The sequence below is a fragment of the Streptococcus suis genome (assembly GCA_024583055.1).
In the GTDB taxonomy this organism is placed as follows: Bacteria; Bacillota; Bacilli; order Lactobacillales; family Streptococcaceae; genus Streptococcus; species Streptococcus suis_V.
In genome coordinates this window covers 671,446-687,007 of sequence record CP102145.1, presented here as the reverse complement: position 1 = coordinate 687,007, position 15,562 = coordinate 671,446, and the positions used below count along the sequence as shown (strand labels likewise).

Annotated in this window: 15 protein-coding genes; 9 read left to right on the top strand and 6 right to left on the bottom strand. The window is 44.7% G+C overall.

The genetic code is table 11. From position 1 onward, the window contains the following. Positions 1-6 precede the first annotated feature (6 nt). Together NQZ91_03315 and NQZ91_03310 are read left to right on the top strand one after the other, a co-directional pair. Positions 7-816, top strand: a complete 810-nt coding sequence (locus NQZ91_03315) for a transporter substrate-binding domain-containing protein (protein UUM58413.1) — start codon at positions 7-9, stop codon at positions 814-816. A gap of 109 nt (positions 817-925) precedes the next feature. Next, the gene (locus tag NQZ91_03310) at positions 926-1,741 is read left to right on the top strand and encodes a transporter substrate-binding domain-containing protein (protein UUM58412.1); all 816 of its coding nucleotides are present in this window, start codon (positions 926-928) and stop codon (positions 1,739-1,741) included. A 103-nt stretch (positions 1,742-1,844) separates the two neighbouring features. On the opposite strand, the gene glgB is transcribed toward NQZ91_03310, so the two are convergent. The 4 genes from glgB to NQZ91_03290 form a co-directional block, all read right to left on the bottom strand. Next, positions 1,845-3,683 (bottom strand): 1,4-alpha-glucan branching protein GlgB, encoded by a 1,839-nt coding sequence (gene glgB / locus NQZ91_03305; protein ID UUM58411.1) that lies wholly within the window; start codon positions 3,681-3,683, stop codon positions 1,845-1,847. 69 nt (positions 3,684-3,752) lie between these two features. Beyond that, a complete protein-coding gene (gene glgA, locus NQZ91_03300; GenBank protein UUM58410.1) occupies positions 3,753-5,198 on the bottom strand; it encodes a glycogen synthase GlgA in 1,446 nt (481 codons plus the stop codon). An 8-nt stretch (positions 5,199-5,206) separates the two neighbouring features. Then, positions 5,207-6,322: a glucose-1-phosphate adenylyltransferase subunit GlgD gene (glgD, locus tag NQZ91_03295; GenBank protein UUM58409.1), complete on the bottom strand. Its 1,116-nt coding sequence runs from the start codon at positions 6,320-6,322 to the stop codon at positions 5,207-5,209. A gap of 12 nt (positions 6,323-6,334) precedes the next feature. Beyond that, positions 6,335-7,462 (bottom strand): glucose-1-phosphate adenylyltransferase, encoded by a 1,128-nt coding sequence (locus NQZ91_03290; protein UUM58408.1) that lies wholly within the window; start codon positions 7,460-7,462, stop codon positions 6,335-6,337. 199 nt (positions 7,463-7,661) lie between these two features. On the opposite strand from NQZ91_03290, the gene NQZ91_03285 reads away from it, so the two are divergent. Beyond that, positions 7,662-8,825: an IS30 family transposase gene (locus tag NQZ91_03285; GenBank protein ID UUM58407.1), complete on the top strand. Its 1,164-nt coding sequence runs from the start codon at positions 7,662-7,664 to the stop codon at positions 8,823-8,825. 352 nt (positions 8,826-9,177) lie between these two features. Here NQZ91_03285 and NQZ91_03280 read toward each other — a convergent pair whose 3' ends face one another. Beyond that, positions 9,178-10,089, bottom strand: coding sequence for a LysR family transcriptional regulator (locus NQZ91_03280; protein UUM58406.1), 912 nt, complete (start codon positions 10,087-10,089; stop codon positions 9,178-9,180). 466 nt (positions 10,090-10,555) lie between these two features. Between NQZ91_03280 and NQZ91_03275 the strand changes: the two genes are divergently transcribed. The 5 genes from NQZ91_03275 to NQZ91_03255 all read left to right on the top strand — a co-directional run bounded on the left by NQZ91_03275 (position 10,556) and on the right by NQZ91_03255 (position 14,362). Then, positions 10,556-10,855 (top strand): lipopolysaccharide assembly protein LapA domain-containing protein, encoded by a 300-nt coding sequence (locus tag NQZ91_03275; GenBank protein ID UUM58405.1) that lies wholly within the window; start codon positions 10,556-10,558, stop codon positions 10,853-10,855. 70 nt (positions 10,856-10,925) lie between these two features. Further along, complete coding sequence (locus NQZ91_03270) at positions 10,926-11,294, top strand: glyoxalase (protein UUM58404.1); 369 nt, start codon at positions 10,926-10,928, stop codon at positions 11,292-11,294. Between the two features lie 231 nt (positions 11,295-11,525). Then, positions 11,526-12,182: a CBS domain-containing protein gene (locus NQZ91_03265; GenBank protein UUM58403.1), complete on the top strand. Its 657-nt coding sequence runs from the start codon at positions 11,526-11,528 to the stop codon at positions 12,180-12,182. Positions 12,183-12,273: 91 nt separating this feature from the next. Next, entirely contained in the window at positions 12,274-13,095 is an 822-nt protein-coding gene (locus NQZ91_03260) for a hypothetical protein (protein ID UUM58402.1), read from the top strand. A gap of 1 nt (position 13,096) precedes the next feature. Further along, on the top strand, positions 13,097-14,362 hold the full coding sequence (locus tag NQZ91_03255; GenBank protein UUM58401.1) for a toxic anion resistance protein: 1,266 nt from the start codon (positions 13,097-13,099) through the stop codon (positions 14,360-14,362). A 45-nt stretch (positions 14,363-14,407) separates the two neighbouring features. Here the strand turns inward: NQZ91_03255 and NQZ91_03250 are convergent, their stop codons facing one another. Beyond that, positions 14,408-14,887: an 8-oxo-dGTP diphosphatase gene (locus tag NQZ91_03250; GenBank protein UUM58400.1), complete on the bottom strand. Its 480-nt coding sequence runs from the start codon at positions 14,885-14,887 to the stop codon at positions 14,408-14,410. A 109-nt stretch (positions 14,888-14,996) separates the two neighbouring features. Here NQZ91_03250 and folE point away from each other — a divergent pair, with 109 nt between their 5' ends. Next, complete coding sequence (gene folE, locus NQZ91_03245; protein ID UUM58399.1) at positions 14,997-15,557, top strand: GTP cyclohydrolase I FolE; 561 nt, start codon at positions 14,997-14,999, stop codon at positions 15,555-15,557. The last annotated feature ends 5 nt before the right edge of the window (positions 15,558-15,562 follow it).

The window sequence follows — 15,562 nt, the reverse complement described above, 5'->3', positions numbered from 1 at the left end:
ATTATCATGAAATTAAAAAAAGTTTATACATTTGCGACAGTTTGCTTTGCTAGTTTGGCTTTGGCTGCATGTGGTTCATCAAACAGCGACCAAACCACACTTGAAAAAATCGAAGACAAGGGGACCCTGGTCGTTGCCCTCAACCCAGAATTCCCGCCCTTTGAATACAAGCAATTGATTGACGGTAAGGATACCATCGTAGGGGCAGATATCGAGTTGGCCAAGGCCATCGGTGAAGAATTGGGCGTGGAAGTAGAGTTCTCACCAATGAGCTTCTCTAACGTATTGGCAAGTGTCCAAAAAGGTACGGCGGACGTTGGTATTTCAGGGATTTCTGCCACAGAAGAACGCGCCAAAACCTACGACTTCTCAGAAGCCTACTACCAGTCGGTCAACAAGATGATTGTCAAAAAGGATGACGCAGCTAAATACAGCAAGGCTGAAGATTTCGCATCAGTAACCATCGGTACCCAGAAAGGTTCTATCCAAGAATCCGTTGCCAAGGAGGCTTTTGCTGACTCCTCCATCCTCAGTCTAGAGAAGAACGGCGACCTGATCCAGCAATTAAAATCTGGCCAATTGGACGGCGTAATCTTTGAAGAACCGATTGCTAAGGCTTATGTGGGTAGCAACCCAGACCTGCAAATTGTGGACATGGACATTGAGACAACCATTTCGGACTCTTATGCTGTTGCCATGCCAAAAGGAAGCGCAGAGCTGAAAGCTAAGATTGACAAGGTCGTGAAAGAGCTGGTTGAGTCAGGCAAGATGTCAGACTTTGTCGAAGAAGCCTACCAACAGTCAATCAGTAAATAAAGAATAAATATTCAAAGCACTCCCGTTGACAAATGAATAAAAATGCCATATAATAGGTCATGTTGTTTCAGAATATCTGAAAACATAAGCAATAAAGAAGGAAATTATCATGAAATTTAACAAAATTTTAACTCTTGCGGCAACTGTTGTAGCTGGTCTTACCTTGGCAGCTTGTTCATCGTCAACGACGGAGTCAAGCAAGTCAACTTTGGATACTATCAAGGAAAAAGGTACCTTGGTCGCAGCTACTAGCCCAGACTATGCACCTTTTGAATTCCAAGCACTTGTAGACGGCAAAAACGAAGTCGTTGGTGCGGACATCATGTTGGCACAGAAAATTGCTGATGAATTGGGCGTAAAATTGGAAATCTCTCCAATGAACTTTGACAACGTCTTGACCAGCGTGCAAAATGGCAAGGCAGATATCGCCATTGCGGGTATTTCTTACTCAGAAGAACGTGCGAAAACATTTGATTTCTCTGAAGAATATTACCTGATTTCAGATGTTCTCTTGGTCAACAAGGACAAGGCAGATCAGATTAAAGATACCGACGCTCTTGCAGGTCTTAACTTGGCCGTTCAAAAAGGTTCTACACAAGAAACGTATGCTAAAGAAAACTTGAGCAGTGCTAAGATTGTTTCTCTCACTTTGATGGGCGAAGCGGTCAACGAATTGAAGGCTGGTAAGGTTGATGCAGTCTTGATGGACTCGCCAGTGGCAGCAGGTTATGTTTCACAAAATGCTGACTTGGGCATCGCCAAAGCTGAGTTCCCAACCATTGATGAAAATTCAAAAGTCATTGCTCTTCCAAAAGGCAGCGCAGACCTCAAAGCAGAAATCGACAAGGTTATCGCTGATGTCAAAGCCAAAGGTGAATTTGACGCCTTCCTTGAGAAAGCAGCAACTTACACAGCAGTTGAATAGAATAGATAGGTCAGTCATCTAAACAGTGGCTGGCTTTTTTGTATGGAATTTTTCCTCAAATGCACAGAAAAAAATCTTGCACCAAAGGCACAAGATTTTATCGCTATTTCACTCGCTCCAGATAGAAGGACGTCAACCTTGGAACAGTAATCTTGGCTCCATTTTCATCCGGATAGAGGCTAAAGGTTTCTATCGGGATGGCATTAGATGAGAAGACCAGTTTGTATTCAGAATCTGTTGGCAGGGCTAGGTGCACATCGAAGACCTCCTGATCATTGAAGTTATGAACAGTTAGAATTTCCTGGTCATCACTCTTGCGGACAAAGGCGTAGACGCTGGCCTCTTCATCTATTGTTATCCAATCAAAGCCCTTGTCATAGGCTTGATGGTCGTATTTCCAAAAGGCATCATTGTCCCGATAGAAGTTAGACAGGGTTTTCATCATCTGGTAGAAGGACTCGTGGTTTGGATAAAGGCGCAATCCCCAGTCCATTTCTGTATATTCATGCCATTCGCGGATGTGGCCCCATTCATTACCCATGAAGAGGAGTTTTTTGCCAGGATGGGCATAGTAGAAGCTGTAGTAAACACGGGCCAGGTGGAATTTATCTTCAAAATCCCCGTTCATCTTATCAATGATAGAGTGTTTCCCATGGACAACCTCGTCGTGGGACAGGGGTAGGAGGTAGTGCTCGTTTTGATTGTAATACATGCCAAAGGTGATTTCCTTGGAATGGTATTTACGATAAACAGACGGACGCTCGACAAATTTCAGGGTATCATTCATCCAGCCCAAGTCCCATTTGAGGTCAAAGCCAATACCGCCGTCTTCCAGTGCATGGGTGACTTTTGGATAGCTTGAGGAATCCTCGGCAATCATGAGAACGCCCTTGTAATCGGTGTGAACCATGGCATTGACCCGCTTGATAAAGTCAATTGCGGCATGGTTGATTTTGTCCTCTTCGGTTTCTCCGCGCCAATAGAGGAGGTAGGAAAGGGCATCGACCCGAATGCCGTCAAAATGGAAGTTGTCTAGCCAGTATTTAAGGTTAGAGAGGAGGAAGGACCGCGTAATGCCCTTGCCCAGGTCAAAGTTAGCCGTACCCCACTGTCTATTTTCACGGTCATTTTCATGGAAATACTCATAGAGCCAGGATCCGTCAAACTGATAGAGACCATGGGCATCCTTACAGAAGTGGAGGGGAACCCAGTCCAAAATAACCCCAATCCCAGCCTGGTGACACTGGTCTACCAGGTATTTTAATTCATCAGGCTTGCCATAGCGGCTGGTCGGACTGTAATAGCCAGTGACCTGATAGCCCCAAGAGGCATCCAGAGGATGCTCGGTGATGGGCATCAGCTCGATGTGAGTGAATTTGTTTTCCTTGACATAGTCAATCAAGAGAGGGGCGATTTCCTTATAGGAATAGAAGGATTCAAGCGGGGCGCCAGCCTGGTTTTGATTGACAACCTTTTGTTTCCAAGAACCCAGATGAACCTCGTAAATAGACACAGGTTCTTCCTTGAAATCGTAAGAAACCCGGTCATACATCCAGATATCGTCCTTAAACTTGTAGCGACTGTTATAGGTCGTGGAGGCAGTATTGGGCCGGACCTGGCTGAAAAAGGCATAGGGGTCTGCCTTATAAATTTCCCGACCGTCATGGCTGATAATCAGGTACTTGTAGTCTTCCAGTGATTTCAAATCAGGCACATAGAGCTCAAAGACCCCGTCAATTTCCCGATTCATGGGATGACTGCGATCCCAGTTATTGAAATCACCAACTAAAAAGATTTCTCTCGCATTTGGAGCATAGACACGAAATTGGGTGCCAAGAATTTTATTACGCTCCTTGATGATATGAGCCCCCATTTTCTCATAGAGTGTGGTGTGCTCACCGGAATTCATATAGTATAAATCCAAATCAGTAAATTCTGTCATAACAATCTCCCTTGTGGAAAAGGAGTGGACCTTGGTCGCACTCCCCTTTAGTTTGTGGTCAAATCTTACCTAGCCACTAATTTCACGGTAGAGCCAGATATATTTCTCAGCTGAAGAGGTCCAGCTGAAGTCTTCTTCCATGGCTTGCTTGACCATGGCATTCCAGTCTTCTGGTCGGTCGTAGTAGGTCTGTAGGGCCAGGTCATAGACCTGTTTCATACTGTAGGCATCACGGCCGCCGAAGCTAAAACCAGTTCCTTGAGCTGTTTCGATGTGGTATGGCTTGACGGTGTCCACCAATCCCCCTGTTTCACGGACAAGTGGCAGGGTCCCATAGTGCATGGAAATCAGCTGGCTAATACCACAGGGCTCAAACATGGATGGCATGAGGAAGAGGTCACTTGCTGCATAAATTTGGTGGGCAAGCGGTTCATTGTAGCCACGGTAGAAGGCAAATTTTTCAGGATAGGCATGCTTGAAGTGGTTGAAGGCATTTTCAACGTCTGCTTCACCATTACCCAAGATGACAAATTGCACATGGGCTTGAAGAAGATGGCCGAGCACCTCAGTCAAGAGGTAGAAGCCTTTCTGCCAGGTCAAACGAGATACGATACCGATCATCAGGACATGTTCATCCTGTGGAAGTCCAAACTGAGCTTGCAAGGCCAATTTATTGGCTTTCTTATCTCCGATTGTTTCAAGACCGTAGTTCTTCACTAGATAATGGTCTGTCTGACTGTCCCAACTATCGTAATCGATACCGTTGACAATACCGACCAAATCATGCTTGCGAAGTTCGAGGACATGTTGCATATTTTCGCCGAATTCTTCGGTAAGGATTTCTCTGGCGTAGGTATCAGAAACAGTCGTTACTTTGTCAGCGTAGAGTATACCTAGCTTCATAAAGCTGATACATTCGTCGTGGAAACGTGCAATACCATCCAGATAGTAGCTGTAGTCCATCCCCAGGGCAGACCAGAGGGCTTGCTTGTTGAAAATCCCTTGGAAAGCCAGGTTATGAATGGTAAAGACATGCTTGATATTACGGAATTCTTCCCGGTAGCTGTAGAAGGTCCGGCAGAGGAAGGGCATGACCGCCGCATGCCAGTCGTGGGAATGAATGACATCTGGGAAGAAGTTGAGAGCCTCAAGCAGACGGCAGGTCGCATGCTGGAAGAACCCAAACCGCATGGCGTCATCATCGTAGCCATAGAGCTCGTCACGCTCAAAGAAATCACGATGTTCGATGAAGTAGAAGGTCACACCATCGACGACCTGGCTGTAGACATTGGCCATGGACTGGATATCGCCTGCTCGCACATCGTAGCTGGATACATAATCAAAATCAGCATGGTTGTTGATGGCGATTTTCTTGTAAAGTGGCAGCACAACCCGAACATCCATCCCCTGTTTGACCAATTCTTTTGGCAGAGAGCCGATCACATCAGCCAAGCCGCCAGTTTTGATGAATGGAAGTCCCTCAGATGCTACAAAGAGTACAGATTTTTTTGTCATGTTTACTCCTAGATGATTTGATGTGCCTTGATATAGGCTGGATTACTTGCAGTTCCTTTAATATCCGTAGAATGAACAATCTTGGTCGCCTTATCGATAATGGCATTTTCAATAGTGACACCGTTGCGCACCGTTACGCCATTTAAAATAATAGAGTTCTTAATGGTCACCCCGTCTTCGATAATGACATCTCGGTCAATAATAGAATTTTCAACCTGACCATTGATATTGGCACCGTTGGCAATCAGGCATCGTTTGACATCTGCCAGTGTTCCGTAAAGAGTAGGAGATGAATCGCTGGTCTGGGTATGGATAGGCCAATCATTTTTGAAGAGCAATTTGCGCGTGTCACGCTGCAAGAGGTCCAGCTGGGTATTGAAATAGCTATCAATGCTGTTGATGCAGGCAACGAAGTCACGGTGGGCGTAGCCACGGATGACATACTGGTCAGCCACATCGCGCAGGATATCCTTGAGCCAGTAGAGCGAGGAAACCTTGTTGGCACGGCGGATGAGCTCGATAAAGGTGGTCCGCTTCATGATGTAGGCTTCAAGTGAAACAGGACGATTCTTGTATTTACCGTGGTTTTCTTCAAAGGCCACGACCCGCTTGTCATCATCGAATTTCAAGGTTTGGCAGCCGATAAAATTCTCCTTGGCGTCCATAACATTTTTGTAGAGAACGGTGATGTCAGCTCCAGTTTCCTGATGCTCTGCCATGACCTTTGTGAAATCTTGGCTGTAGAGGAAGTAAGATGGCGCAATCAGCACATATTCCTTGGTAGAACTTTCAATGTAATGAAGATTTTCTGAAAAGGCATTGATGTCATGCTGGTAAACAGAGTTGGGGTCGGTCACGCCGTTCAAGAGACGGAGCGAACCACGCTTACTGTTAATGTTGTAGTGCTTACCAGTTCCGACGTGCTGGATGGTTGAGCGCATCTTGGCAGGCATGTAGACCTGAAATTCCGTAATGCCAGAGTTGGACATATTGGACAAGACAAAGTCAATCAAGCGGTAGCGGCCAAGGAAACCAAAGGCTTGTACACCACGGTGGTCCATGACATTGCCGAAGTGCACATTATTCCCTTCAATATTTACAATTCCTAGAGTATTTCTTAACATAATCGACCTTTCTTACTTGTTCACATTCTTATCAATCAAGAGGATATTGTCTGGTTCACCAGCCAATTTGACACCGTCCGCAATCTTGACATTTTCAGCCACGATGACATAGTCCAATTCAACGTCCTCACCGATGATAGCACCAGGTAGGAGGACAGAATTTTTGACAACCGCATCGACATTAACTTGCACATCATTTGAGATAACAGAGTGCTCGATGGCACCATCAATAATGGCTCCCTTATCGATATAGGCAGACTTGACAGAGGCAGTAGCACTGATAACTTGAGCAGGAGAGCCCTTGTCTTCAGAGTAGATTCTCCATGAACGGTCAGACAGGTCTAGCTCATCTGCATGGTCAATCAGGTCCATGTTAGATTCCCAGAGACTATTAACCGTACCCACGTCCTTCCAGTAGCCACGGAATGGGTGAGCAATCAGAGTGCGACCATCTGCCAGGTATTTTGGAATGATATCGTGGCCGAAGTCGTGTGATGAGGTTTCTGATTTGTCGTCTTCCAGGAGGTATTTCTTAAGCGTTTTCCATGTAAAAATATAGATACCCATTGAGGCAAGATTGCTCTTAGGGTTGGCCGGTTTTTCTTCAAATTCCTCGATGCGGTACTCATCATCCGTATTCATGATACCAAAGCGTGACGCTTCCTTGATAGGAACTTCGATAACTGCTATAGTCGCATCAGCCTTCTTGGAAATGTGGGTATCCAAGAGCTTGTCATAGTTCATCTTGTAGATGTGGTCACCAGACAGGATGAGGACATACTCAGGCTCGTTCAAATCAATGAAGTCGATATTTTGAGTGATGGCGTCAGCCGTGCCCTTATAGAGACCAAAACCTTCGATTTTCTCACTTGGTGGCAGGACAAAAATACCAGAACCTTGGACATCCAACCCCCAACGCTGTGATTGGGCAACGTATGAGTTGAGCAAGACCGGTTCGTACTGGGTCAAGACACCGACAATATCGATACCAGAGTTGGCACAGTTACTGAGAGGGAAATCGATGATGCGGTATTTTCCACCGAAGGCAACGGCAGGTTTGGCCACCTTTTTTGTTAAACCTTCAAGACGGGTTCCCCGTCCACCTGCAAGAATCATAGCTAACATTTTATTTTGAGCCATCTCATCACTCCTTAAAATTTATTATAGAAGTATTATAGCATAAAGAACAAAAAAATGAAAGCGGTTCCCGTGATTTTGTTGAAATATTTCCAACATGCTAAATTCTCAAAGTAAGTTCTAGTCTGTCTTAAAAACTGGAAATTAGACTGAGACAAGGAAATAAGGTAGAACTTACTATGGGACAAGTTGGCAATCGACAATGAAAAACAAACACTTAACTCTCTCTGATCGCAACGATATTCAAATAGGAATTGAACAACTTAAGCCCTTCTCAGCTATAGCAGCTAAGTTAGGTAAAGATCCTTCTACAATCTCAAAAGAAGTTCGGAGAAATCGAGTGGTTAAAGAAAATTCTGTGACATCTAATTGTGATTCTTGCCCTCTACTCAAAAAGGCTCCCTACGTTTGTAATGCCTGTCCGAAAAAGAGAATCAATTGCGGATACCAGAAACAATTCTACTACGCAAAAAGAGCTCAGCTTGATTACGAAGCTAAGCTCTCAGACTCGAGAACAGGTGTTGCCCTAAACAAGGAAGAATTCTATCGTATGGACGAGATTGTCTCTGCAGCCATCCAAAAGGGACAACACCTCAACCATATCATCGCCTCAAACGAACTTTCGGCATCCAGAGCTTCTATCTACAGATACCTTGAAAAAGGCTATCTGTCCACAAAGCCCATTGATTTCCCCCGTGTCGTGAAATTCAGAAAGCGGAGAACCAGAAACCTACAACCCATTCCTAAAATTGCCAAAGAAGGACGGTCTTACGAGGACTTCCAACGCTTTCTCACAGAGAAAGGAATCAGCTATTGGCTGGAAATGGACACCGTTACTGGACGGATCGGCGGAAAGGTACTTCTCACCTTTAACCTCTCCTTCTGTAACTTTATCTTCGCTCGATTACTTGATAATAAAACAGCTAATGAGGTCGCTAAACATCTCTACGCTATCAAGAATGACCTACATCAGAAAGAGATGGACTTCTGCGAAATATTTCCTGTCATTCTGACTGATAATGGCGGTGAATTCGCCAGAGTGGACGACATCGAAATGGATGTGCGTGGAGAATCTAAGCTATTCTTCTGTGACCCCAATCGTTCTGACCAGAAAGGGAGAATTGAGAAGAATCACACACTTATCAGAGATATTCTTCCTAAAGGAAGTTCGTTTGACAACTTGACACAGGAGGACATCAACCTGGTTTGTTCGCATGTCAACAGCATCAAACGAGCTTCTTTCAACGGAAAATCCGCCTATGAACTCTTTACATTTACCTACGGTGAGGAATTGGCAACACTTTTGGGAATCTCTAAAATTGACCCTGAGAACGTCATTCAATCACCTCGATTATTGGATAAATAATCGCTAGTTTTTATTAAAAAATAATTTCAAAAATAGAAAGGAACTTGTCCCATCCAAAATTCCAGATAGCTAGAACTTACTTTGAGACGTCTCAGAGCCAGTAACTTTAGTGTACTCTTTTTTTCAACTTTTTCAACCCTAAAACTCACTATTATCAACATTTTTAGTCAAAAAAGAACTTAGTCTGAGACTAAATTCTGTTGATGTTATGCAGTTTTCTCAAAGTAACTTCTGGAAGGACGGGAACTAGAACTTACTTTGAGAATTTACCATATTTCCAACATCACTTTCAACTGCTTTCATGATAGCATTATAACATATATTGATAGAAGAAATCTACTTAAATATGTCATTATTTTTTATCGAATTTTACTTCATCCAGGAGATAGGCAATGAATTTTTCCCCCATGTCGGATAGGACAGCTTTCTCATGTTTGATGTAGATGAGTTCGATTTCATCGTCATAATCCAGCGGGATGGAGACGATATTGTCCCCGTTTAGGTTGGAGTTCAAGATACCAGTCGCAACCGTATAGCCGTTTAGCCCAATCAGGAGATTGAAGAGGGTGGCCCTATCGGATACGACGATGGATTTCTTGTGGTGGACTTGGGAGAGAATTTCCTCGGCAAAGTAGAAGGAATTGTGAATCCCTTGTTCATAGCTGAGGTAGGGATAGTCGGCTAGGTCATCCAGGCTAATACTTTTCTTTTGTGCCAGTGGATTGGTCTTGCTGACGAAAACATGAGGCTTGGCAGTGAAAAGATGCGTATGGGAGAGCCTGTGGTCATCCAGCAACTTGAGCAGGACTTCACGGTTGTAGTTATTAAGGAAGAGGACGCCGATTTCTGAGCGGAAATTATTGACGTCATCGATGATTTCCCAGGTCCGGGTTTCCCGCAGGAAGAGCTCGTAGTCTTCCATTTCAGTCTCCTTGAGCAGGGAGACAAAGGCATTGACCACAAAGGCGTAGTGCTGGGAGGATACGCTGAAGAGTTGGCGCTTGGCGTTGGGATTTTTATAGCGGTCTTCCAGCAGCTCGGTCTGCTCGACAATCTGGCGGGCATAGGATAGAAACTCAATCCCGTCCTTGGTCAGGGTAATGCCTTTGGGATTACGGAAAAAAATCTTGATATTGAGCTCTTTTTCCAGGTCGCGGATAGCATTGGACAGGCTTGGTTGGGTAATGAAAAGCTGTTTTGCAGCCTCGTTCATACTCCCTGTCTCTGCTATTTTTATAACATAATATAATTGTTGGATTCTCATAGCTCTATTGTATCATGAAATAGGAAAGAAATGAAGAAAAGTCCATTTTTGAGGGTGGGAAAGCAGCGGAACTTATGAAATTATTGAATGATTTTATTTGTGTCTTCTTAGTTTTGAGAGTTTAAAAATTGGATTTTATTTACAAATATCAAACTAAAAACTTGTTGCAAAAATTATGATGAGGATATGTACTTATATCAAGAGGTAGCTTTGCTTATGTTGGATGATAAAACAATGATTGTTTACTGATATTTTGTCATAGGTTCCTCCTTATTTTTCAGGGAATAGTTTCTTTGGAAAATGAAAAAAATTGAGAATAGGCAGGTGTTTCATTTGATTCATCTGCCTATTTATATGTAAAAAAATAAAGCAGTAATTTCTGAAAATATTCCTATACAATTCCCAATCCCCCTTCCTTGTCACGATTCCTGTTTTATGATAGACTGACAGATGAAAGAGGTATTATATGAAGAAAAAACTATCCCTAATCGGCTTACTGGTTATTATCGTTCTGACGGTGGTCTTATCTTTGGCTAACCAACAGGTTGTCAAGGTCAATTATATCTTTGGTTATTTCCGTCTGCCCTTGATTTTGGTCATTCTCGGCTCTGTATTTCTTGGCTTGGTCATCCAATATTTGCTTGGAATGGCAAAAAATATGGGCTTGAAGAGCGAGATTAAGAGTCTGAAAAAGCAGGCGCGTGAGCAGGCTGAGTTGGAGGAAGGGAGACTGGCCCAGGCAGCCGACAAATCACTAGAAGGTTAGGAATTCATTCTTGCAATTTGAACCATAACTTGCTATGATTAGCAATATCGTTTTAGAAAGAGGATAACAGATGTTTAATAAAGAATTGGGCCTCATGCTCTATGTGGATGATGTGGCGGCAGAAAAAAGTTTTTGGTCAGCGGCAGGTTTTGTCATTGAAAATGAAGCGGAGATGATGGGCTTTGAGACCTTTGACATGAAGTCTCATGCGGATGCGACGACTACGATTACGGTTTATGCCAAGGAATTTATCGCTCAAGTATCGCCAGAGGTGTTGGACAATGTACCGAGCGTCTTGTTTGAAACATCCGATATTGCAGGCCTTCAGGAGCGCATCGCTGGTTTGACAGATACCTGCAGCCCAGTCAATGAACAGCCCTTCCCTAACTTTAACTTTGCCTGCCCAAGCGGGATCTATTTCGCAGTTAAGGGTGTATAATTTTAGAACCTATATTCACAATTCGGCACCTGAGCTAAGGCAAGTTTCGTTCGTTTTTTCTCGAAATACAGTCAGTATTCCATCAAAAAACTTAAAGTGCCTTACTTGTGAATCTAGTTTCTAACAAATCAGTGGTCGTTGATCACTGATTTTCATTTCTTTTCATAAGATATTGAAATCGTTTTCGTTTTTTGCTATAATAGGAGTAGAAAATATCGAGGAGGAAGTTCCATGTCCGTTAAAGATTTTATGACCCGTAAGGTTGTTTATATTTCGCCAGATACAACGATCGCCCATGCTGCAGACATCATGCGTGAGCAGGATTTGCACCGCTTGCCGGTCATTGAAAATGATAAATTGGTCGGTTTGGTAACAGAAGGGACCATCGCAGAGGCTAGTCCGTCAAAGGCGACCAGCCTGTCTATCTACGAGATGAACTACCTGCTCAACAAGACCAAGGTCAAGGATGTCATGATTAAGGACGTCATCACAGTTTCAGGCTATGCCAGCTTGGAGGATGCGGTCTACCTCATGTATAAAAACAAGGTGGGCATCCTGCCGGTTGTGGACAATGGTCAGCTCTACGGTGTCATCACAGACCGCGATATCTTTGCTGCCTTCCTCCACGTTTCAGGCTATGGAGAAGAGGGCGTGCGGGCTCGTTTCCTAGTTGAAAATAAGGCTGGTGAGCTTGCGAAGATTATCAAGATTATTTCTGACAAGGGCTACAATATCATTAGCACCGTTCAATTACAGACTAAAAAAGGCAATGTGGTCATCGAGGTTCAAATCGAAGGCCGCATCGCTGTAGAGGAATTGGAGAACCTGTTTGCCACCTCTGGCATTTCCATTGACAGCATCCATGCAACCCAGGCCAAGGCCTTCTAAAAAGTTGGGGAAACCCGGCTTTTTTCTTTGGTAAATTTTTCATAGATGGGGAGGAATATGATATAATATAATGGAAAAATGAGGAAAACGTATGGGTAAAAAACGCTATAAAAAAGATGATGGTTTGGGCTCTATCCTTGCCCTGTTCATTGTCTTGGGGATTTTGATAAATTTTTGGTATATTATTTTGCCTCTGGGACTGGTTTATCTCTATGTGAAGAATCGTCCTGCGGTTCATCGGATGCTCAACCGTTCATCTATCCAGCGGTTGGAAAATCTGGTATGGTCCATCAGTGCGGGATTTTCCAAGCACCAGCAGCTCTTGGCTGAAAATGGGGAGGACAAGGCGGTTCTGCAATTGCGGGGACGCTTGCTGGCAGAACTCTTTGAGCTGGACCAAGTCTATCAAAAGGTTGGTAAGTACTTAGACGCCTATAAGAGTAAGGAAGTTGTGGACACCCTTCAGCTCAAGTATCAGCTCAAACTTCCTGAAAAGTCAACAGAGCCTGTCAAGGAGGCAGAGCCTTGCGTTCAAGCCAAGCAGGAGCTGACGGAGCAGGAGTGGATTGCGGACCTGACGCCAGAAATTCTTGAGACCTACTGCAATATCCAACGGGATCATCTAGTCATTTTAGAGAAATTAGAGGCGACAACGGATAAGAAGGAAGAGTTGACGGCCATTCATGAGGCCAATATGCAGCGTTTCCAGGATATTTTGCAGGGGTATATGAAAATCAAGCAGTCTCCCAAGGATTATTTCAATGCGGAAGAACGTTTGGCCCAGGCAAAATCTGCCATGGAGACCTTTGATAGTGACTTGGATAATACCATTCGCCAGTTTAACGAAGCCGATATGCAGGATTTTGAAGTCAGCCTGCGTATGATGAAACGTGACAAGAAAGTAGAGGAATAAGATGTCAGGATTTAATTTTGATATAGATGCCATTGCCAGCAACGGCTTGAACCAGAAGGACAAGACAACGGAAATCATCCAGGCTACGCCCATTGGTGACAGTCAGAAAGTATCCTTCCTTGCCCAATTGACACCTGAACAGCAGGCCGGGATCCAGGCCAAGGCACCGCAGTTGGTGGATAATTTTGTATCTAACCAGAACGCCCTCCTGGACTTTGGCAAGGAGGCGGTTGAGGAGGTCAATGCAACGGTCAACCACATCTTGAGTGAGCAGAAGAAGATTGAAATTCCGCAGGTGGATGAGCTTTTGGCCAATACCAACCGTGAACTTAACGGCTTTGTGGCCAAGTATAAGGACATTTCAAGCACGGCTGAATTGGAGAAGAAGCCTGGTTTCTTCCAGCGTCTTTTCAAGCAGACCAAGAACGACTTGCAGGAATTTTACTTCGATTCCCAGACCATCGAAAAGAAAATGGACACTATGGCAGCCAGCGTGGTCAAGCAGGAAGAAGTTCTCTCGCGCAATATCGTTTCTGCCGAGCTCTTGATTGAAAACAATACCAAGTCTATCGAGAATCTGGTCGGTGTCATTGCCTTTATCGAGGCAACAGGTCAAGAGGCCGCTCAGCGAGCAAGAGCAGAGCAGGAAAGACTGGCTAGCCTGGTTCCGACCACTGTTGACTATCAGGTAGCCTCTGAAAAGCTGGCGCGGATCACAGAAGTGGCCAATATTTTGGAGCAGCAGCATTCTGAATATCTGAGCCGTCTCTATGTGGCCTGGACAACGACACCGCAGATGCGGAATCTGGTCAAGGTCTCGTCTGACATGAAACAGCGTTTGGGCATGCTCCGTCGCAATACCATTCCGACCATGAAGTTATCCATCGCCCAGTTAGGTATTTTGCAACAGTCCATAAAGTCCAGCCAGACGGCTGATGCCATCGTCAATGCCAATAATGCTGCTCTTCAGATGCTGGCAGATACGTCTAAGGAAGCCATTCCGATGATGGAACGCACAGCTCAAAATCCGACTCTGGCTGTTCAGTCGGTGACAAAATTGGCTGAAAGTCTGGTAGCCCAGAACAACGGCATCATCGCCGCTATTGATGAAGGGCGTCAGAAACGCCGTGAGTTGGAGGCGGCTATTATCCACTCAGCTGAGACCATCAACGATTCCGTCAAACTGCGTGACCAGAAGATTATTGCAGCCCTCCTTGATGAAGGCAAGCAGGCTCAATCTCAAGCAGAGCAACCAGTATCAGAATAACTTAAAACCTGCAGGTCAGCTGACTTGCAGGTTTTAAGCTGTTTATCACTCATAAAAATCCACTGAGTAGTCTAGTAAGTTATCTCCGTCATAGCGGAAACAGGCGGAGAAGAAGGGCTTGTTTTCTAAGAGCCATTCTTGGAAATGCCGATCGCCTTCCCAGGTGGGCTTGGATAGGACCTGGTCATAGGGTACCCACTCCAAATCTCCTTCGTTACAGTCGATTAGGTTGCCTTCAAACTCGGTAATCTTGAAGACATAGGTGTACCAATCCATATTGGGGGTGAAGTCAGGGAAGGTAATAATGCCTTTCAGAGCCAACTTGGTGGCCGTAAGGCCTGTCTCTTCCAAGACTTCACGGGTTGCGCAGGCCTGAGGGGTCTCACCGGCTTCTAATTTTCCGCCGACGCCAATCCACTTGCCGCGATGCACATCATTTTCTTTCTTGTTGCGGTGAAGTAATAAAAATTCCTTGCCATTGTCAATATAGCAAATCGTCGCTAACTGGACGGGTTTCTTGGTCATGTGGCGCTCTCCTTACAATTCTTTGTTTTATTATATCACAAAGGGGAGTAAGACTTTTCCTAGGAGCCTTTTTAGGGTATAATAAGAACATTAAATAAGGGGATGTATTATGTCAAAGCAAGAGAAAATTGAACAAACTATTTACCAATTGTTGGAATTATTGGGCGAGGACCCTAACCGTGAGGGACTGCTGGATACGCCTAAGCGTGTGGCCAAGATGTACCAGGAGATGTTTTCTGGTCTCAATGAAGCCCCTAAGGATCAGTTTACGGCGGTCTTTTCGGAGGGGCATGAGGAAGTGGTCTTGGTCAAGGATATTCCCTTTCACTCCATGTGTGAGCATCATTTGGTGCCTTTTTATGGGGTGGCGCATGTGGCCTATCTACCTAGCAAGGGGCGTGTGACAGGCCTCAGCAAATTGGCGCGTGCGGTGGAAGTGGCTAGTCGCCGTCCACAATTGCAGGAGCGCTTGACTCACCAGGTAGCCCATGCCCTGCAGGACGCCTTGGAGCCAGAAGGTGTCTACGTTATGGTGGAGGCGGAACACATGTGTATGAGTATGCGTGGTGTTCGCAAGCCAGGCAGCAAGACAGTGACCACAGTTGCTCTTGGAAAATACAAGGAAGATGCTGTTTTGCGTCGCGAATTGCTGTCCATGATTCACAAATAGGAGGA

Bases quoted from the DNA above. Each gene is read 5' to 3' on its own strand.
- folE (UUM58399.1), top strand. From the start codon at position 14,997: ATGTCAAAGCAAGAGAAAATTGAACAAACTATTTACCAATTGTTGGAA.
- NQZ91_03265 (UUM58403.1), top strand. From the start codon at position 11,526: ATGTCCGTTAAAGATTTTATGACCCGTAAGGTTGTTTATATTTCGCCA.
- NQZ91_03280 (UUM58406.1), bottom strand. From the start codon at position 10,089: ATGAGAATCCAACAATTATATTATGTTATAAAAATAGCAGAGACAGGG.
- NQZ91_03275 (UUM58405.1), top strand. From the start codon at position 10,556: ATGAAGAAAAAACTATCCCTAATCGGCTTACTGGTTATTATCGTTCTG.
- NQZ91_03310 (UUM58412.1), top strand. From the start codon at position 926: ATGAAATTTAACAAAATTTTAACTCTTGCGGCAACTGTTGTAGCTGGT.
- glgB (UUM58411.1), bottom strand. From the start codon at position 3,683: ATGACAGAATTTACTGATTTGGATTTATACTATATGAATTCCGGTGAG.
- NQZ91_03290 (UUM58408.1), bottom strand. From the start codon at position 7,462: ATGGCTCAAAATAAAATGTTAGCTATGATTCTTGCAGGTGGACGGGGA.
- glgA (UUM58410.1), bottom strand. From the start codon at position 5,198: ATGACAAAAAAATCTGTACTCTTTGTAGCATCTGAGGGACTTCCATTC.
- NQZ91_03250 (UUM58400.1), bottom strand. From the start codon at position 14,887: ATGACCAAGAAACCCGTCCAGTTAGCGACGATTTGCTATATTGACAAT.
- NQZ91_03315 (UUM58413.1), top strand. From the start codon at position 7: ATGAAATTAAAAAAAGTTTATACATTTGCGACAGTTTGCTTTGCTAGT.
- NQZ91_03270 (UUM58404.1), top strand. From the start codon at position 10,926: ATGTTTAATAAAGAATTGGGCCTCATGCTCTATGTGGATGATGTGGCG.
- glgD (UUM58409.1), bottom strand. From the start codon at position 6,322: ATGTTAAGAAATACTCTAGGAATTGTAAATATTGAAGGGAATAATGTG.
- NQZ91_03255 (UUM58401.1), top strand. From the start codon at position 13,097: ATGTCAGGATTTAATTTTGATATAGATGCCATTGCCAGCAACGGCTTG.
- NQZ91_03285 (UUM58407.1), top strand. From the start codon at position 7,662: ATGAAAAACAAACACTTAACTCTCTCTGATCGCAACGATATTCAAATA.
- NQZ91_03260 (UUM58402.1), top strand. From the start codon at position 12,274: ATGGGTAAAAAACGCTATAAAAAAGATGATGGTTTGGGCTCTATCCTT.